This window comes from Asaia sp. HumB, from assembly GCF_030263835.1.
Lineage (GTDB): Bacteria > Pseudomonadota > Alphaproteobacteria > Acetobacterales > Acetobacteraceae > Asaia > Asaia bogorensis.
Genome location: NZ_JARPML010000002.1, coordinates 145,485 through 163,138, shown reverse-complemented (window position 1 = coordinate 163,138; position 17,654 = coordinate 145,485). Strand labels below are relative to the sequence as shown.

Below are 17,654 nucleotides of genomic sequence, written 5' to 3'. Positions count from 1 at the left end.
AAAGCGCGCATCGGGGTTGTTTGCCCTCGCAAGGACTGGCGGCCACAGCGTAAAGGAACCGTCGTGATCGGCCTGACGGGCGGCATGGGAGCAGGCAAGAGCACGGTCGCGCATTTTCTTCGCAAGGCGGGATGGCCGGTTTTCGATGCAGATCGCGCTGTCCATGCCCTTCAGGCGAAAAATGGTGCGGCTGTTCCGGCACTCGCCCGGCTCTGGCCTGAAACGGTGAAAGAAGGGGCGGTCGATCGCGCAGCCTTGCGCCAGACCGTCATCGGGCATCCGGAGCGCATTGCAGCCCTTGAGGCGATTATCCATCCGCTCGTTCGCAGGGCGAGGCAGGATTTCCTGCGGCAGATGCGCCGGCGCGGAATGCGGTTTTGTGTGCTGGATATTCCGCTTCTTTTTGAAACCGGAGCTGATCGTGACTGCGATCTGGTCGTTGTGGTGACGGCGCCGTTGCCTGTGCGCCTGCGTCGGATCATGCGCCGACGCTCAATGAGCGAGGCCCAGGCGCGTGCATTGCTGTCACGTCAGATGAGCGATAACGAACGCAATCGACGCGCCGATCTGCTGTTGCGTAATGGCCTCTCGCGCGGCCATACCGCGCAGCAGATGAAACGCATGATGAGAACCCTGGAGAACGCAGCATGAAAAGGTCCATCCTTTTCGATACGGAAACCACAGGGCTCGACCCGGCGACCGGCGATCGCGTGATCGAAATTGCGGCGCTCGAACTGATTGACGATCTCCCGACCGGAGAGGCGTTCCATGTGCTGGTCAACCCCGAGCGTGACGTGCCGCCCGAGGCCAGCCGTGTGCACGGCTTCACGCTCGACGACCTGCTCGATAAACCGAAATTTGCCGAAATTGTGGACGGGTTTCTGGCCTTCATCGGCAATGATGAGATGATCGCCCACAACGCGCCGTTCGATTTTGGCTTCATCAATGCCGAACTCAAGGCATGCGGCAAGGCGCCCCTCGATCGTGCGCGTATGATCGATACACTCGAAATGGCGAAAAAACGCTATCCCGGTCTGCCCAACTCGCTCGATGCGCTATGTCGTCGTCATGACATCGATCTGTCAGCACGAACCACTCATAATGCGCTGCTCGACTGCAAGCTGCTCTCCGAGGTCTATCTGGAGTTGATGGGCGGTCGCCAGCGCGGTCTCGGACTGGCGGTGTCTGGGAGCGGCGGTGGTGTTGCCACCTATCGCGGCAACCCCGATCGCAGACCGCGCCCCATGTCCCCGCCGGATGAGGCGACGAAAGCGGCTCATGAGGCCTTCGTAGCGGGACTGAAGGAGCCGATCTGGCTGCAATGAAACGCATCCTGTTCATCACGGCCAACCGTCTGGGTGATGCCGTCATCTCCTCCGGTGTGCTGGCCGAACTGCGCCGCCTTCACCCGAATGCCCGCATCACCGTGGCTTGCGGGCCTGTCGCAGCCAGCTATTTCGAGCCGTGCCCCTCGGTCGATCGGGTGATCGTGGTCAGCAAGAAGCGCTACGACCTGCATTGGCTCGGCCTGTGGTGGGGCTGTGTCGGCACGTTCTGGACCCGGATTGTCGATCTGCGCGGTTCGGGCGTCTCGCTTTTTCTGCCGACATTGCACCGCCGTATCCTGCGCGGTGGCCGTCGGCCGGGCGCGCGTATCGGCCATCTGGCAGCGTTGTTTCGGGGCAAGAAGGCGCTCGTGCCCGAAATCTGGTGTCGTCCGGAACAGGAGGATCTTGCTGCCGAGATTCTGCCAGCGACAAGGCATTATTGCGCCCTCGCGCCGACCGCCAACTGGGAAGGCAAGATCTGGCCCGCCCCGCGCTTCATCGAGGTCGGTCGGGCCATGCAGGCACGAGGTTTGACCCCTGTCATTTTCTATGGCCCCGGCGAGGCAGAGAAGGCACTCGCACGGCCTGTCATCGAGGCGCTTGCGGCATCCGGCCTAGAGGAGGGGAGAGGCGCCATTGATCTCGGTGGAGAAGGGAGCCTTGGCCTCGTAGGTGCCTTGCTGCGCCGCTGTGCCCTGTTTGTCGGCAATGATTCGGGGCTGATGCATCTATCGGCGGCGGCCGGTACGCCAACACTTGGTCTCTTCGGCCCCAGTCGCGCCTCGGAATATGCGCCGACGGGCAGGAAGGCACATTTCGTGGCGGCACCCGGCCCGGAGGGCAAGGCCCCGATTGCTGGGCTCACTGTCGCGACCGTTCTGGCCGAAATCGAGACCCTGCTGGCAGAAGAGGAAGAGGCGCATCATGGCGGTTGAGACGATCGGTGCGGGTGCAGAATCGGCGTCTGCCAGTCAGGCGATGCGTGAGCGGGAGGGCAATCTGAGCCTGTCGGAGCGACATTTCACCCCTCTGCGCATCGCTCACGTCATGGCGGGCGCACGTAGTGGGGGCGCCGAACTTTTCTATGAACGCCTGTGCATGGCCCAGCATGAGGCCGGTCATGATGTCAGGGCGATCCTTCGTCGTGACCCTGCGCGCGAAGCGCGGCTGGGCGCGCGACACGTCACCACTGAGGCCATGCGTTTCGGCGGCCGGCTCGATCTGCTGACGCCCTGGCGTCTGCGTCGTTCCCTCACACGGTTTCAGCCTGACGTAACCATCGCCTGGATGAGCCGCGCCGCCCGTATGATGCCGGCAGGGCCGTGGCCTGTCGCGGGAAGGCTGGGCGGCTATTACGACCTTGCCAATTACCGGAAATGCTCCGACCTCGTGGGCAATACCCGCGGGCTGACACGATGGATGGTGGCCCAGGGCTGGGATGCAGCGCGGGTGCATTATCTGCCCAATTTCGCAAATGATCTGGCCTATGTAAAGCCGCAGCGTCCCGATTGCGTACCGGAGGGGCGGCCGTTCATTCTGGCTCTGGGCAGGCTGCATCGCAACAAGGCCTTCGATGTTCTGATACGCGCCATGAAGCAGTTACCCGGCGTTCATCTCGTCATTGCGGGTGAGGGGCCGGAGCGCGAAGCCCTTACCGGTCTTGCGCGTGGTGAGGGCGTGTCTGATCGCGTCCATATGCCCGGCTGGGTGCAGGACAGCGGCCCGTGGCTGAAGGCGTGCGACCTGCTGGTTTGCCCGTCGCGAATCGAACCTCTGGGCAATGTGGTGATCGAGGCGCTTTCGGCGGGGCGTCCTGTCGTGGCGAGCGCGATACAGGGGCCGGAGGAGGTTCTGGCCGGAACGCAGGACGGGCTGCTTGCGCCCACCGAAGATCCCGAGGCCTTTGCGCGGGAAATTGCGACGGTACTTGAAACGGCTGCGCTGGCGGCATCGCTATGCGTCAATGGCAGGGCACGTTTTGAACGCGAGTTTGCCGCCCCGGTCGTACTGGCGCGTTGGGATGATTTCCTGCATGCGCTGGCCTCGCGGCATAGCGGGGAGCGTTAGGCCATGTGTGGTATCGCTGGCGTGGCATGTCGTCCCGGGTATGCGCCTGACCCGGCAATCCTTCAGATCATGGCTCAAGCGCTGCGTCACCGCGGTCCTGATGGCGAGGGATTCCATGAGACAGGATCAGCGGCGCTTGTTCATCGCCGTCTCTCCATTGTCGACCTGAAAGGGGGCGCGCAACCTCTGATTCAGGGCCCAATTGCGCTGGTTGCCAATGGCGAGATCTATAACGATCCGGCCCTGCGCGCGACGCTTGCCGATGCGCCATTCAAGACGGGCAGCGACTGTGAATCGCCCCTGTTCCTCTGGCCCGATTGCGATACCGCCTACACGTTCGAGCTGCGCGGCATGTACGCTATAGCGCTGCTGGACGAGACTGGGCCTGACACGGTCATGGCCCTCAGTCGCGATCCGTTCGGTATCAAGCCGCTCTATTACGCCGAGATCGAGCAGGGGGTGATCTTTGCCTCTGAGGCGCAGGCGTTACTCGCAACCGGGCTCGTCACGCGCGGCGTGCGCGACGCCTCCCGCGACCAGTTGCTGCAGGTGCAGTTCGTTGCGGGGCGTGAGACGATCTATCCCGGCATCAAGCGCGTCCTGCCCGGCGAAACCCTGCGTTTCGTCAATGGCGCGCTGGATCGCGCCAGCAAACTGCCCGCCCGTCATGGCACGATCAACCGGGACCTGAGCGAGGAGATGGCGCTCTCACGCCTCGACCATGCCCTTATGGATAGTGTGCAGGCGCATGAGCGGGCCGATGTGCCTTTCGGCATGTTTCTCTCTGGCGGCATAGACAGCACGGCGGTTCTTGCGGCCATGACGCGCCTTGGCCGCGGGGCGCCTCTGGCGTGGACCGCGCGTTTCGACACCGGCTCGGTCGATGAGAGTGCGCAGGCGGCGGAGACCGCCCGTGCGTTGGGCGCCGAGCACCATGTGCTGACCATTAGCGAAAGCATGGTCTGGCGCCATCTGCCTGAAATCGTGGCTTGCCTCGATGATCCGGTGGCAGATTATGCCGTAATCCCCAGCTGGTTTCTGGCGCGTGAGGCGCGCAAGGATGTGACCGTGATACTGAGCGGTGAGGGGGGTGATGAGCTCTTTGGCGGCTATGGCCGCTATCGCCGCGCCATGCGCCCCTGGTGGCGGGGCGGGCGTCTGTCCTGGCGGCGCGGCATGATGGACGGGCTTTGCCGTCTGCCTACTGGGGGGCAGTGGAAGAAGGACTTCACGCCACCCTATGAGCAGACGCGTCTTCGGTCCGTGCAGGGCCTCGATCTGGATGAATGGCTGCCGAATGACCTGCTGATCAAGCTCGATCGCTGCCTCATGGCCCATGCCATCGAGGGCAGGACCCCCTTGCTCGATCCGGTCATGAGCGCTCTGGCCTGGTCCTTGCCCGATCATCTCAAGGTGAAGGGCAGCCACGGCAAATATCTGTTACGACGCTGGGTAGAGAAGAATGTGCCGGGGTCGTCGCCTTTTGCGCCCAAGCAGGGATTCACGGTGCCGGTCGGGCAGTGGATTGGCGCTCGTTCCGCCCGTCTCGGGCCTTGGGTGGCTGAGGCGCAAGCGTTCAAGGGCGTGTTGGAGGCGCAGGACATTCGTCGGATTTTCGATCGCGCAGAGGGGCGGCGCGAGCGTCATGCTGCCTGGGCGTTGCTGTTCTACGCCCTGTGGCACCGGATTCATATCGAGCGAATCCCGTACCATGGCGATGTGTTCGACACGCTCGCCGCCTGATCTTTCCCTGATTTCCATCACCCGCAATAGGAGAAACCCATGCATTACGATCTGATCATCAGAGGCGGGATCTGTGTCTTCCCCTGGGGTGAGGCCAAGGCCGATCTGGGCGTGAAAGACGGGCGCATTGCGAGCCTGGCCGTGACGGCGCAGGACGAGGCTGCGGAGGAGATCGATGCGACCGGGTTGCATGTGCTGCCTGGCCTGATCGATGCGCATGTGCATTTGCGTGACCCCGGCAATGCCGCAATCGAATCCATCGCAACAGGCACCCGTGCGGCAGCGCTTGGCGGCGTGACGATGGTGTTTGATATGCCCAATACATCGCCTTCCATCACCTCCGCCGCCACGATTGCCGACAAGCGCCTGACCGTGGCGGAGAACGCGCTGATCGATATGGGGCTTTATGTAGGAGCAACCCGTGCCAACACGCCGGAACTGGCCGCATTGGAGCAGGAAGACGGCGTTTGCGCCATCAAGGTTTTTGCAGGGTCATCCACGGGCGATTTGATGATCGAGGATGATGAGGGCATCGAGGCTGTGTTGCGTAGCGGGCACCGTCGCGTGGCATTTCACTCCGAGGATGAATACCGCCTGCAAGCGCGCAAGCCCCTGTTCGAGACAGGAATGCCTCATGTAAACCACATGATCTGGCGCGATGAGGAATGTGCCTTTCTCGGCACACGACGGATCACGGCACTTGCCCGCAAGACGGGCCGACCAGTCCATATCCTGCATACCTCGACCGCCGAGGAACTGGACTGGCTTGCTGCCCATCGTTCCCATGTGAGTGTGGAGGTTCTGGTCAATCACCTGACACAGGTAGGGCCGGACTGTTATGAGACGCTCGGTGCCTATGCCGTCATGAACCCGCCTATTCGCGAGCAGCGCCATTATGACGCCTGCTGGGCCGCCCTGCGTGACGGGCGGGTGGATGTCGTGTCGTCAGATCATGCGCCGCATCCGCGCGAGGCCAAGGAAAAGCCCTGGCCGCAATGTCCTGCCGGTCTGACGGGTGTTCAGACGATTGTGCCCGTCATGCTCGATCACGTGAATGCTGGTCGCCTGTCTCTGCCGCGTTTGGTCGATCTGATGGCGGCGGGGCCGGCCCGTATCTATGGCTTGCAGACCAAGGGACGCATGGCCGTCGGGTTCGACGCTGATTTCACGCTCGTGGACATGAAAGCCCGACGCGAAATCCGTAACGACTGGATTGCGAGCCCCGTTGGCTGGACGCCTTTCGACGGCAAACAGGTCACGGGCTGGCCTGTCGGGACGATCGTGCGCGGGCATATCGTCATGCGTGATGATGAAATTACCTCGGCACCAATCGGTCGTCTGGCCCGATTTGCGCCGTAATTCCTGCGCAATAGCGTCTTTCACTTCACATCAGCAGATCGCACGATCATGAAACCTATCGCCTTACCTTCGCTTCTCGCCTCGATCGCTCTGGCCTCGGTTACTGTAACCGGGTCGCTCCCTTCTGTCGCAAAGGCCGATCCGCGCGCCAAATGCGGTCAGGAGCCGAGTGCGCCCTCCATCACAGCGACCGATACCGCGCATTACAATGCGAGCGTGGACAAGTTCCAGGCTTATGAGAAAGAGGCGCGCGCCTATAATAGCTGTGTTGCCAGTGCGTCACAGAAAGAAGAGCAGGCCATCAGCGAGGATGCGCGCGAACGTATTGCCAAGGTGCATGCCGTCAGCACAGGCGTTCAGCAGCGTATCGCCGCCAATTTCAGCCATATCTCGGCTGAGCTGACGGCCGCTGGCAAGAAGCTCGCGAAGAAGTAAGACCCGCGCTGTTCGGGCTTACGGAAGAAGGGGATGGGTATGAGCCCGTCCCCTTCTTCGTTGCGGCCTCTCGGTAAGGCGCAGGTTTCAGCCCAGCAATGCCGGGGCGAGGGCGCCGATGTCATGAAAGACGCGGCGAAACTGTGTCTCGTCCGGAGTGCCGCCCGCGGTGTAGGTGGCGATGATAACCGACTTACCAGCGTTCTTGTCGGGCGATGCGAAGGCGATGTCGGCGGCGATATCCTTGCCGTTATTTCCTGTCTTGTCGCCCACCACCCAATGCGCAGGCAGCCCGGCGCGCAGTCTCTGAGTACCGGTGGTGCAATTGATCATCCAGCTGCGCAGCAGTGCTGCCGAGTTGGGATGAAGCAACGTCCCATGGATCAGACGATGCAGTGTCCGTGCCATCGCAACGGGGCTGGTCGTGTTGTCATCAGGGTTGGCAGAGGGGCGGTTCAGTTCTGGCTCATAGGCGTCGAGACGCGTGATTTCATCGCCGCTATCTCGCCAGAAGCGCGTCAGGGCTGCGGGCCCGCCGATATGACGCAACAGCATATTGGCACAGATATTATCGCTCATCGTGACCGCCCCGGCGCAGAGCGCCGCAAGGCTTAGACTGCCGGCATCGCGGTTCCGGGCGGCCACCGGGGCCCAGAACGGCTCCTTGAAATCGCTCTCGCGAAAAGCGATGCGTCGGGTCAGATCGTCCTCGTCCCGGTCGCAGCGTGCGAGCACACACGCAGCGAGCGACGCCTTGAAGCTGCTGCACATGCGAAAACGTTCTTCGCCTCGCCACGAGAGTGCCGTACCGTTTTCGGGACAGAAGATGTGGACGCCAAGGCGCCCGCCCGAAATCTTCTCGTAGCGCGTAGCGATATCGGACAGGGCGTGATGGGTTGCCGGAGAGAGAACGGGGGCCGATTGGGTCAAAGCCGCCTGAGCCAGGGCCTCATGGGAGAGTGCTGATCGGGCGGCTATCCCGAGAAGGGGAAGGCCGACAAGCAGGCGTCGTCTCGCCAGTGGGGCAACGGGATCTGGGCGCATGAAGGACTTTCTGAATCAGTGTAAAACGCTGTTCTGACGCGCGGTTGTGGCTGAAGTTTGTCCGATGCATGTCTGCAATGACAAAGCAATTTGCCGCAGGGTGCAGGCGTCTGTATGGTTGCGGCAATAGTGTCGCAAGAGGATCACGGTGGCAGACGAGTTTTTCAGTCAGGCCCAGGCGGAGATGCGTGCAGCTGAAATGCGCGCAACTGCCCGGCGTTTTGGAGGTGTTGCGGTCGGTGTGGCGCTTGTCGCACTGATCGGTGTGGGCGGATGGCAATGGCAGATTCATCGCCACCATCAGGCGCAGGCAGAGGCCTCGGGCCGCTATTATACGGCTATGGAGGCGCTTCAGGCGCCCCAGCCCGATGCGGCCGCACGCAGCCAGTCCGAAAAGGCCAATCAGGCCGTCCTGGCTGACCTCGCCAGCAAGGCCCCCGGCGCTACACGTGGCTTCGCCGCCATCAGGCTGGCCCAGCTCAAGGCTCAGGCTGGCGATGTCGATGGCGCGCGTAAGGCCTGGCAGGGTGTGATTGACGACAAGAACGAGAATGCCTCGCTCCGTGATCTGGCCCGTCTGCTTCTGCTCAACAGCCATATCGATGACGCGAACCCGGCCGAGACACGCAAGGGGTTCGAGGTGCTGGCTGCCAGCGCTGGTCCCTGGCGTGCCTTCGCCCAGGAAGGCCTCGCGGCGCTCGATTTGCGGGCGGATGCCACAGCCAAGCAGCATGACGAGGCGCGCAGCCTCCTCATGGGGCTCGCGCAGTCACCCGACGCGCCGGACGGTGTTCGCCAGCGTGCTTCCATTCTTCTTCAAACCTTCGGCGGAGCCGGTTGATGCCCATGACGAACAAGACATCCCCGCGCCAGCCGGGACGACGCTTCTTTCTGGGTTCGACCCTCGCCACGACGGCCATGCTGAGCGGCTGCGGAATCTTCAAGGACGACCCCAAGCAGATTCTTGCGGGCAAGCGCTATGATGTGCTGTCGACCGGTGCTGGTCTGGTCGTGGATGAAGAGGATCATACACCGATCGTTCTGCCCCCGGCTCAGCCCATCACAGCGTGGCCGCTGGTCGGGCGCGTGCCGGACCATCTCTCGCTGAACACCAACTGGGCCGGTCCGCAGCTCGCTTGGTCGCGTTCGATCGGTCACGGCATTTCCGAGCCTGCTTTCCTGCATTTCGTCGCCCTTGGCCCCAATGGCCGGGGCGCCATCCAGTCGCCACCCGTCATTGACGCAGGTCGCATCTACACCCGCGATGGTGTCGGGACGGTGAGAGCCTGGAACTGGCCAGCCATGAGCCCGCTCTGGACATTCATCCCCAAGGGCAACAAGGCGCGTTCGAGCGATATCGGTGGCGGTATGGGCCTTGCCGGTGACACGCTCTATATCGTCGATGGTGTCGGGCAGGTCATCGCGGTGGCTGCCGAGACCGGCAAGGTCAAATGGCGCGCTGAAACCGTTGTGCCGGGGCGTTCGGCACCGACCATCGTCGATGGACGCGTGTTCTTCGGCACGATCGATGAGCGGCTCTTTGCGCTGAATGCCGAGACGGGCGAGCAGATCTGGACCTATCAGGCCACCGAGGCCGATACGGTCATGTTCGGGCAATCCGCTCCGGCGGTATATAACGGCGTCGTCGTGGCCGGTTTTGGCAGTGGCGACCTTGTGGCGCTTCGTGCGGAATCCGGTGAGCTTGTGTGGAGCGACAGCCTTGGCGGCTCGAACGGTCGCGGCGCCATGCTCGATCTGGCCTGTGTGCGTGGCGCACCCGTGGTCAAGGACGGCACAGCCTATGCGGTTTCGCTCTCCAAGGTTCTGGTCGCTATCGATATGCGCTCGGGTCGCCGCCTTTGGGAGCGTGAAGCCAGCGGGCAGAATACGCCGCTCATTGTGGGCGACTGGCTGTATCTGATCTCCTCGGATCAGCAGCTTGCCTGTCTTGATCGCCTGTCCGGCCATGTGCGCTGGATTCACGATCTGCGTCGTTTCAAGAACGAGACCAAGCAGAAATATGCCGTGACGTGGTTTGGCCCCGTCATGGCCGATGGAAAGCTTGTGTGTGTTTCCTCTCTCGAGGAAAACGGCTTCCAGGTGATCGACGCAGTCACGGGCAAGGCTGACGCACCCCTGAAAACAAAAAAGCCTACCCTGGTTGAACCCATCATCTGCGACGGCAAGGTTCTTGTGCTGTCGACCGATGGTAACCTGAATGCATATGGTTGATCCGTGACTGACTCTTCTTTTCTTCCGCTCGTTGTCATCGCCGGGCGTCCCAATGTCGGTAAATCGACTCTCTTCAACCGGCTGGTAGGGCGGCGTCAGGCCATTGTGTCTGACATGCCGGGCGTGACACGCGATCGCAAGGAAGGAGAGGCGTTGCTCCGTGGGCGCAAGGTGCGCCTGATCGATACGGCAGGTCTTGAAGAGGCTGCGCCGGACACGCTGTTTGGTCGTATGCGCGCGTCCTCGGAATCGGCCGTGGCGCAGGCAGATCTCGTGCTGTTCTGCATCGATGCCCGCGCCGGTGTGACGCCCGCCGACAAGCATTTCGCTGCCTGGCTGCGCAAGCAGAACAAGAAAGTGCTGCTCCTCGCCAACAAGGCAGAGGGTGCGGCGGCGGGTAACGAAGTGCTCGAGGCCTATTCTCTGGGTCTCGGGACGCCACTGGCGCTCTCTGCTGAACATGGCGAGGGTATCGCGCATCTGATGGGCGAAATCGCCGATCGCTTGCCTGAAGGTGAGCGTGTGCGTGAAAAGCCGCGTTCGCGCGCCAAGGTGCTCGACGAGGACGGCGAGGAAATTGAGGAGAGGCCAGCGGGCCCGCTGCGCCTTGCCATTGTGGGCCGCCCCAATGCCGGTAAATCCACGCTCCTGAACTGCCTGCTGGGTGAAGAGCGCATGATCACCGGGCCGGAGCCGGGACTGACGCGCGATTCAATCTCGGTGTCGCTGCATGACGAGGTTGGCCCGATCCAGCTTGTCGATACGGCTGGGCTGCGTCGCAAGGCGCGCATCGAGCAGGATCTGGAGCGCATGTCGGTTTCGGCGTCCATCGAGGCGCTGAAAATGGCCGAGGTGGTTGTGCTGACGCTCGATGCCACGCTGGGTGTGCATGAGCAGGATCTGCAGATTGCCCGTCTCATCGAGCGGGAGGGGCGCGCCTGTGTTCTGGCCCTGAACAAGTGGGATGCAGTCGAGGACCGTGCGGCCACCCGTCAGGCGATTGCCGATCGTATCGAGACCTCGCTGGCCCAGATGCGCGGTATCCCGGTCGTTACCTTCTCGGCCCTGACGGGTGCTGGGGTAAACAAGCTTCTGCCCGCCGTTCGTCGGGCGCATGAGGTTTGGAACAGCCGCGTGACGACCGGAGAGCTCAATCGTTGGTTCGAGGCCGCGCTTGAGCGGCATCAGCCGCCACTGGTTGACGGGCGCCGTCTCAAGCTGCGTTACATGACGCAGGCCAAGTCGCGCCCGCCGACCTTCATCCTGTTCGGTACGCGCGCAGAGCTGCTGCCGGATGCCTACAAGCGCTATCTGGTGAATGGGCTGCGCGAGACGTTCCATCTGCCGGGCACGCCGATCCGTTTGCAATTGAGGGGCACCAAGAACCCCTATGCGGAGAACAAGTCATGAGCCAGACCGCCCTTGTGCTGATCGAATTCCAGAATGATTTCGTCTCCGAGGGCGGAGCGCTGCATGACGGCGTGAAGGCCGAGATCGCCCGCACGGGCATGATCGATCGCACAATCGCTCTCGTCAACGCGGCGCGTGCCAAGGGCGTGAAGATTGTCTGGGTGCCCATCGAGTTCGCAAAGGGCTATCCGGAGCTCGCCAGCGCGCCCTACGGAATTCTGGCTGGCGTCAAGGCGACGCAGGCTTTTCAGAAAGGGGAGTGGGGCGCTCGGATTATCGACGCGCTGTCGCCTGAGGGTGATGATATCGTCATCTCAGGCAAGCGTGGCTTGTGCAGTTTTGCCAGCACCAATCTTGATTTTGTGCTGCGGCATAACGGGATCACGCGTGTCGCGCTCGGAGGTTTCCTGACCGATTGCTGTGTGGAGTCCACCATGCGCACGGCCTATGAACTGGGCTATGATGTGGTGACCTTGACCGATTGCACTGCCACGCTTTCACAAGCGCAGCATGAGGCGGCCATCCAGTACACCTACCCGATGTTCTCCCGCCCTATGACGTCAGAGGCGTTTCTGGCTACGCTCTGACGCTCTCACGAGGTGCGCCTGTCGGCGCAGAGGCAAGATGCGCGGGATCATTGTCCCGCGCTTTTTTCATATGAACAGCGACGCCAGCAGGCAGAAACCAAGGCCGAGGAACGCGATCAGCGTTTCGATGACGCACCAGGTCTTGATGGTCTGCGGCACGGTCAGGCCGAGATATTCCTTGATCTGCCAGAATCCGGCATCGTTCATGGGGCCAAAAGCCACCGAGCCTGCGCCCGTGACCAGAACCATGAGTTCGGGTGAGACGCCTTGGCTCTTGAGCAGGATGGGACCAGCGATGCTGGAGGCGGTGCTCATGGCAACCGTTGCCGAACCGCAGGCTACGCGCACGATGACCGCCAGCAGCCAGCCCAGGACGAGAATCGGCACATTGAAGTTAAGCGCTGTGTCGGTGATGACCTTCGAGACGCCGCTATCAACCAGTTCGCGGCCAAAGCCGCCGCCTGCGCCAACCAGAAGCATGATGAGTGCGGTCGGGCCAAGACATTCATTGGTAAAACGCAGGATGGTCTCGCGGGAGAAACCGCGGGCCAGCCCGAGAACATAAAAGGAGAGGATGACGGCCAGCACGAGGGCGATATCGGTATTGCCGATGAAATGCAGGGCCGTGTTCAGCGTCGTTCCCGGTGCCGAAACACGATCGGCAATCGAGGCCACCAGCATCAGCACCACCGGGGAGAGGATGGTGAAAACGGTGATGGCAAAACCGGGCATGTTCTGGGGCGGCTCGCGGTTGACGAACTGCTCTGCCAGTGGGTTGGCCTCGGTCAGGGGAACGCGCGGGGCAATGAAGCGGGCAAAGAGAGGGCCTGCGATGATGGCGATGGGCGTACCGATCAGGATACCGAGGAAAATCGTATGGCCCGTATTGGCATGATAGGCCGAGAGCGCCAGCAGCGTGGCCGGATGCGGCGGGATCATGGCATGGGTGACTGACAGCGCGGCCCCCATGGGAAGCGCGACACGCAACAACGGTGTATCGGTGCGGGCGGCCAGCACGAAGGCGAGGGGGATAAGCAGGACGAAACCGACCTCGAAGAATACCGGCAGGCCGATCAGCAGACCGATGATCATCATGGCCCAGTCCACGCGCGAGCGTCCGGCCCGGTTGGAGATGGTCAGGGCAATGCGGTCCGCGCCGCCCGATTCAGCCAGCATCTTGCCCAGCATCGTGCCAAGCGCGATCACCGTGCCGACATGGCCGAGCACGTGGCCTGCTCCCTCCTCGAAAGATTTTACCACCTTGTCGGCTGGCATCCCCGCCGCGAGCGCAAGCGCTAGCGACGTCGTGAACAGCACGATGAACGGATTGAGCCTGAAAAAGGCAATGAGGACGACGATCGCAAGGATCGCGGCGGAGGCAAGGGAGATGGCAAAAAGTGCAGACATGACGTGATCACGCGGGGCTAACGGGGTTTCTGTCAACGTGTCATCAGGTTGCTGCGTGTTCACATATTGGGCAGAAATCTTACAAGCCTGATCCTGCCTGTTCCGGCACGGCCCTGATTCTGGATCGATCCAAAGTTTTCTCGTGGCAGGCCGCTGATCTGCGTGATCAGCACACGAGTCGCACCATCCGTCAGGCTTTGCCTCCGTGGGCATGGTCTTGGCGGGCATGAGGTTCTATGCACGAAACAGACTCGCCAGTGGCGCCTACGACTCCATAAGATCCTGAGAGGGGAAACACCGTGCTGATCCGAAGCGACGAAACAGCCGATATCCAGACACCCACGGGCGAGATGCGCGTCCATCTCTTCCGTCCGGCACGAGCGGGACGTTTCCCCGCCATTCTGCTGTTCTCGGAAATCTATCAGGTGACTGCGCCCATCGAGCGTCTCGCCGCGATGATTGCAGGGCAGGGCTATCTGGTAGCGGTCCCGGAGGTCTATCACGAATACGAGGCCCCAGGCTGTGTGCTGGCCTATGACAAGCCGGGCACAGATCGCGGGAATGACCTGAAATACACCAAGCCCATCGGACAGTTTGACACTGACAATGTGGCGCTCATTGCCTGGCTGCGCGGGCATGAGGCGTGCAGCGGGCGCTTTGGTGCGTTTGGCGTCTGTCTCGGCGGTCACCTTGCCTTCCGTGCAGCGCTGCTGCCGGACATCGAAGCGACAGCCTGTTTCTATGCTACCGATCTGCATACCGGCACGCTGGGTGGCGAGCGCCATGATGGTACGCTGGCCCGCGCTGCCGAGATACGCGGCGAGATCATGATGGTATGGGGCCGTCATGATCCGCATGTGCCCTATGAGGGACGTCGCCAGATTCGCGATGCGCTCGAGCAGGCCGGTACGGCGCTGGAATGGCATGAGGTCGATGGCCAGCACGCCTTCCTGCGCGATGGTGCACCCCGTTTCGATGCAGCGCTGTTCCTTCAGGGCATGAGCTGGACCAACGGGCTCTATCAGCGCGTGTTCATGGCTCAGCCCTGAGTCATGAAAGCGGCACGACAGGGCGGAATTTCGCATAACGACAGCGATGGCACCGGGCAGCCTGACGGGCTGTATGGTGTCGAGCGTGCGAGGGCGATGCTGGCAGTCGCGCTGGCCGTGCTGCTTTCGGTGCTTGATTACGCGGTGGCCAATGTCGCGCTGCCGAGCATTGCGCATGACCTGCATATCGCCTCATCCCAGTCCATCTGGGTCATCAATGCCTATCAGCTTGCTTCGCTTTCGATGCTGCTCCCCCTGGCATCGATCGGGGCGCGTATAGGCTTTGCGCGCATGTGCCGGCTAGGCATCGCAATCTTTCTTGTCGCCTCCATCTTCTGTGCCCTGTCTCACAGTCTGCTCGAGCTTGCCCTTGCGCGGGCTCTGCAGGGTATTGGCGGGGCGAGTATCATGAGCGTTGCCATTGCGCTCATACGGTTCATCTACCCAAAGGCAGCGCTTGGCAAAGGGCTGGCCCTGAACGGCCTGATTATTGGTACCGGCGTGGCGCTAGGCCCTACTGTCGGTTCTCTGGTCATGTCGGTTGCCGACTGGCCGTGGATTTTCTGGATCAATGTGCCCCTCGGGCTGGCGGCCCTGGCGCTTGCCAGCTTCGCCCTGCCAGTTACGCCACGCTCGGAGAAGGCGGTCGATCTGCCTGCTGTGGTGCTGACCATCTGTGCCTTCACCTTCACCGTGATTGGCGTTGATGACGCGGTGCATGGCGGCCTCTGGGGCGCATTGCTGCTCTCGGGGGCAGGCGTTCTGTGCTGGGCAGCGCTTCTGCGCTATCAGCGCGGCAAGGACGAGCCTGTGGTGCCGGTCGATCTGCTGGGTGTGCCGTCCTTTATGATTGCGTTCATTGTCGGCATGACGGGGTTTGTCGCGTCGAATTTCTTCATCATCGCCATGCCCTTCACGCTTGAGACCGTGTTCCAGCGCCCGGCGACAGTCACCGGGTTTCTGATCACGCCCTGGGCGGTAGGCGTGGCCACCATGTCGTTCCTCATAGGCCGCTGGACCGATCGAGTCCCTGCGGTTCTGCTCTCCAGCCTCGGCCTTGCCGTAACCGGATGCGGGTTTGCGTTGCTCTGGCTTCTGCCGCCAGATGCCTCGAATCTGGATATCATCTGGCGCACCTGGCTGGCGGGATCCGGGTTCGGCATGTTCCAGCCCCCCAATAACCGCGTCATGATGCTGGCGGCTCCCCGTGGGCGCGAGGGAAGCGCGAGCGGACTTGTGTCGGTCGCAAGGCTGGGCGGGCAGACGCTTGGCGCGCTACTGGTTGCAAGCGTATTTCGCTTCAGCACCCATGCCTCAACGCTGTGCCTGCTCTGCGCCATGCTGATTGCCTGGCTCGGCGCTGCGATGAGCCTGGCGCGTTCGATCAAGGCGAAGGCCTGACCGGGCTGAAGCCAGTCAGGCCGGTAGAGGCAGAATTCGGCACAGGCGTGTTTCACGCGCTGTTCTGCCCTCCAGCTCCATCGTTGTGGGCAGCTCCGTTACGCTCAACGTCTTGATACCCTCTTTCGGCGCATAGGGGCGGCCCGGATCAGCCATCCAGACCTCCATATGGGCCGCACAGTGACGCAGCCACGGAATGATCTGGTCGGCCATCTGCTGGTTGTAGCAGACATCTCCGCAAAGAAGCAGATCTGCCTTGGGCAATGTGCCGATGATGGAGCCTTCCAGCGGGGTGAGGCCAACGCCATTCAACTTGGCATTAAGTTGCGCGGCTTGAAGGGCGAGGTGGTCGATATCATTGGCCAGCACCTCTGCGGCGCCGGATCGTGCTGCCGCGATGCCCGCTAGACCACCCCCACAGGCGAAATCCAGCACGATGCGATCCCGCACCAGAGCCGGGTTGTCGAGGATGAAACGGGCGAGAAGCTGGCTGCCCGGCCACGCAAAGGCCCAGAAAGGCGGCTCTATGTTCATCTCGGCCAGGTGGGCTTCTGTCGCCTGCCAGATCGGGGTGATTTCAGTGGCCAGATGCAGCCTCAGCTCCGGGACGAGGGGCGCGGTTTCGATAACCGTCTGACTGGCAATGAAGTTTTCGGCCTCTCTCACGACAACACCCGCCCGCAGATCAGTGCCGCGGCCAGAACCATGCCGAACGGGACATTCTTACGAAACAGCATCAGGCACAGCGCCGGGTTGCGGATATCCAGACGAACGATCTGACTGACCAGCATGAGGCTGGACAGGAGCGCGAGGGGCCAGACACTCCAGTGCAGCCCAGCCAGTGTGATGGCTGCCGACAGGAGGAGGGCCGCCCCTGTGTAGCAGGCAGCGATGAAAGGCCGCGCCTGCGTTGCCCAGAGACGCGAGGTTGAACGCACTCCAATACGGGCATCGTCATCCATGTCCTGAAAGCCATAGATGGTGTCAAAGCCAAGCTGCCACAGGATCGTGCCGGCATAGAGCAGGGCACAGACCCAATCGACCCGCCCTGCGGCAGCGGCGTACCCCATGGGGGCGCCGAAACCGAAGGTGAACCCCATGACGAGCTGCGGCCACCAGGTTACGCGTTTGGCTGCCGGGTAGAGACCGACCAGAAGCAGGGCAAGCGGCGCGAGCGCCCAGCAGATTGCTGGAAGCAGGAATAGCACCAGCGCGCCGATAACGAGCAGGGCTGCCAGCAGCCAGAGGGCCTGAAGCACCGAGACGGCGCCGCTGGCAAGAGGGCGGCCTGCAGTACGGGCAACCTGGGCGTCGATCTTGCGGTCCCAGATGTCATTGACGACACAACCCGCTGACCGCATGGCGAGGGAGCCAATGGCGAAAAGGGCGATAAGCACGGCGCGACGGGAAAATGTCGCGCCCTCGGCGAGCGCGATTCCCCAGATGCCGGGCAAGAGGAGAAGCCACGTGCCGACAGGGCGGTCGAGACGGGCCAGCAGCAGATAGGGCCGCCATGCGCGCGGCATACGGGCGATCCAGCCATGAGCGCGAATGTCGGTATGGGGCACGGTCTCGCGCGTCATTGAGGTCTC

17 protein-coding genes are annotated in these 17,654 nt (G+C 62.3%); 13 read left to right on the top strand and 4 right to left on the bottom strand.

All coding sequences use genetic code 11. The features are described from left to right. Positions 1-63 precede the first annotated feature (63 nt). The 7 genes from coaE to P5689_RS02060 are packed head-to-tail and all read left to right on the top strand — an operon-like array spanning position 64 to position 6,932. On the top strand, positions 64-651 hold the full coding sequence (coaE, locus tag P5689_RS02090) for a dephospho-CoA kinase (protein WP_285531917.1): 588 nt from the start codon (positions 64-66) through the stop codon (positions 649-651). Then, entirely contained in the window at positions 648-1,325 is a 678-nt protein-coding gene (dnaQ, locus tag P5689_RS02085; protein ID WP_285531916.1) for a DNA polymerase III subunit epsilon, read from the top strand. Before coaE ends, dnaQ begins: the two co-directional genes overlap by 4 nt. Next, the gene (locus P5689_RS02080; RefSeq protein WP_285531915.1) at positions 1,322-2,263 is read left to right on the top strand and encodes a glycosyltransferase family 9 protein; all 942 of its coding nucleotides are present in this window, start codon (positions 1,322-1,324) and stop codon (positions 2,261-2,263) included. Before dnaQ ends, P5689_RS02080 begins: the two co-directional genes overlap by 4 nt. A 43-nt stretch (positions 2,264-2,306) precedes the next feature. Continuing rightward, positions 2,307-3,395, top strand: coding sequence for a glycosyltransferase (locus tag P5689_RS02075; protein WP_408868556.1), 1,089 nt, complete (start codon positions 2,307-2,309; stop codon positions 3,393-3,395). A 3-nt stretch (positions 3,396-3,398) separates the two neighbouring features. Next, positions 3,399-5,138 (top strand): asparagine synthase (glutamine-hydrolyzing), encoded by a 1,740-nt coding sequence (gene asnB / locus P5689_RS02070; RefSeq protein WP_285531913.1) that lies wholly within the window; start codon positions 3,399-3,401, stop codon positions 5,136-5,138. A 39-nt stretch (positions 5,139-5,177) separates the two neighbouring features. Then, positions 5,178-6,497, top strand: coding sequence for a dihydroorotase (locus tag P5689_RS02065; RefSeq protein ID WP_285531912.1), 1,320 nt, complete (start codon positions 5,178-5,180; stop codon positions 6,495-6,497). Positions 6,498-6,545: 48 nt separating this feature from the next. Next, positions 6,546-6,932 carry a hypothetical protein gene (locus tag P5689_RS02060; RefSeq protein ID WP_285531911.1) on the top strand — a complete coding sequence of 129 codons (387 nt, stop codon included), beginning with the start codon at positions 6,546-6,548 and terminating at the stop codon, positions 6,930-6,932. A gap of 87 nt (positions 6,933-7,019) precedes the next feature. On the opposite strand, the gene bla is transcribed toward P5689_RS02060, so the two are convergent. After that, on the bottom strand, positions 7,020-7,976 hold the full coding sequence (gene bla, locus P5689_RS02055; protein WP_285531910.1) for a class A beta-lactamase: 957 nt from the start codon (positions 7,974-7,976) through the stop codon (positions 7,020-7,022). A 148-nt stretch (positions 7,977-8,124) separates the two neighbouring features. On the opposite strand from bla, the gene P5689_RS02050 reads away from it, so the two are divergent. Genes P5689_RS02050 through P5689_RS02035 form a run of 4 tightly spaced genes read left to right on the top strand, consistent with a single transcriptional unit; the run spans position 8,125 to position 12,205 of the window. Then, the gene (locus P5689_RS02050; protein ID WP_285531909.1) at positions 8,125-8,817 is read left to right on the top strand and encodes a tetratricopeptide repeat protein; all 693 of its coding nucleotides are present in this window, start codon (positions 8,125-8,127) and stop codon (positions 8,815-8,817) included. Positions 8,818-8,822: 5 nt separating this feature from the next. Further along, positions 8,823-10,208 carry a PQQ-binding-like beta-propeller repeat protein gene (locus tag P5689_RS02045; RefSeq protein WP_240993607.1) on the top strand — a complete coding sequence of 462 codons (1,386 nt, stop codon included), beginning with the start codon at positions 8,823-8,825 and terminating at the stop codon, positions 10,206-10,208. 3 nt (positions 10,209-10,211) lie between these two features. Beyond that, on the top strand, positions 10,212-11,618 hold the full coding sequence (gene der / locus P5689_RS02040; RefSeq protein WP_062164785.1) for a ribosome biogenesis GTPase Der: 1,407 nt from the start codon (positions 10,212-10,214) through the stop codon (positions 11,616-11,618). Then, entirely contained in the window at positions 11,615-12,205 is a 591-nt protein-coding gene (locus P5689_RS02035) for an isochorismatase family cysteine hydrolase (RefSeq protein WP_023978350.1), read from the top strand. The genes der and P5689_RS02035 overlap by 4 nt, the downstream gene beginning before the upstream one ends. 66 nt (positions 12,206-12,271) lie before the next feature. Here P5689_RS02035 and P5689_RS02030 read toward each other — a convergent pair whose 3' ends face one another. Then, positions 12,272-13,612 (bottom strand): gluconate:H+ symporter, encoded by a 1,341-nt coding sequence (locus tag P5689_RS02030; protein ID WP_023978349.1) that lies wholly within the window; start codon positions 13,610-13,612, stop codon positions 12,272-12,274. Between the two features lie 299 nt (positions 13,613-13,911). Between P5689_RS02030 and P5689_RS02025 the strand changes: the two genes are divergently transcribed. Together P5689_RS02025 and P5689_RS02020 are read left to right on the top strand one after the other, a co-directional pair. Beyond that, positions 13,912-14,661 carry a dienelactone hydrolase family protein gene (locus P5689_RS02025; RefSeq protein WP_023978347.1) on the top strand — a complete coding sequence of 250 codons (750 nt, stop codon included), beginning with the start codon at positions 13,912-13,914 and terminating at the stop codon, positions 14,659-14,661. A 3-nt stretch (positions 14,662-14,664) separates the two neighbouring features. Next, entirely contained in the window at positions 14,665-16,062 is a 1,398-nt protein-coding gene (locus tag P5689_RS02020) for an MFS transporter (protein WP_035443864.1), read from the top strand. A gap of 15 nt (positions 16,063-16,077) precedes the next feature. Here P5689_RS02020 and P5689_RS02015 read toward each other — a convergent pair whose 3' ends face one another. Together P5689_RS02015 and ubiA are read right to left on the bottom strand one after the other, a co-directional pair. Beyond that, complete coding sequence (locus P5689_RS02015; protein WP_285531908.1) at positions 16,078-16,728, bottom strand: methyltransferase; 651 nt, start codon at positions 16,726-16,728, stop codon at positions 16,078-16,080. After that, the gene (gene ubiA, locus P5689_RS02010) at positions 16,725-17,645 is read right to left on the bottom strand and encodes a 4-hydroxybenzoate octaprenyltransferase (RefSeq protein WP_285531907.1); all 921 of its coding nucleotides are present in this window, start codon (positions 17,643-17,645) and stop codon (positions 16,725-16,727) included. The genes P5689_RS02015 and ubiA overlap by 4 nt, the downstream gene beginning before the upstream one ends. Positions 17,646-17,654 lie beyond the last annotated feature (9 nt).

Bases quoted from the DNA above. Each gene is read 5' to 3' on its own strand.
- bla (WP_285531910.1), bottom strand. From the start codon at position 7,976: ATGCGCCCAGATCCCGTTGCCCCACTGGCGAGACGACGCCTGCTTGTC.
- P5689_RS02020 (WP_035443864.1), top strand. From the start codon at position 14,665: ATGAAAGCGGCACGACAGGGCGGAATTTCGCATAACGACAGCGATGGC.
- P5689_RS02030 (WP_023978349.1), bottom strand. From the start codon at position 13,612: ATGTCTGCACTTTTTGCCATCTCCCTTGCCTCCGCCGCGATCCTTGCG.
- P5689_RS02060 (WP_285531911.1), top strand. From the start codon at position 6,546: ATGAAACCTATCGCCTTACCTTCGCTTCTCGCCTCGATCGCTCTGGCC.
- P5689_RS02080 (WP_285531915.1), top strand. From the start codon at position 1,322: ATGAAACGCATCCTGTTCATCACGGCCAACCGTCTGGGTGATGCCGTC.
- P5689_RS02045 (WP_240993607.1), top strand. From the start codon at position 8,823: ATGACGAACAAGACATCCCCGCGCCAGCCGGGACGACGCTTCTTTCTG.
- dnaQ (WP_285531916.1), top strand. From the start codon at position 648: ATGAAAAGGTCCATCCTTTTCGATACGGAAACCACAGGGCTCGACCCG.
- P5689_RS02075 (WP_408868556.1), top strand. From the start codon at position 2,307: ATGCGTGAGCGGGAGGGCAATCTGAGCCTGTCGGAGCGACATTTCACC.
- P5689_RS02065 (WP_285531912.1), top strand. From the start codon at position 5,178: ATGCATTACGATCTGATCATCAGAGGCGGGATCTGTGTCTTCCCCTGG.
- P5689_RS02035 (WP_023978350.1), top strand. From the start codon at position 11,615: ATGAGCCAGACCGCCCTTGTGCTGATCGAATTCCAGAATGATTTCGTC.
- asnB (WP_285531913.1), top strand. From the start codon at position 3,399: ATGTGTGGTATCGCTGGCGTGGCATGTCGTCCCGGGTATGCGCCTGAC.
- ubiA (WP_285531907.1), bottom strand. From the start codon at position 17,645: ATGACGCGCGAGACCGTGCCCCATACCGACATTCGCGCTCATGGCTGG.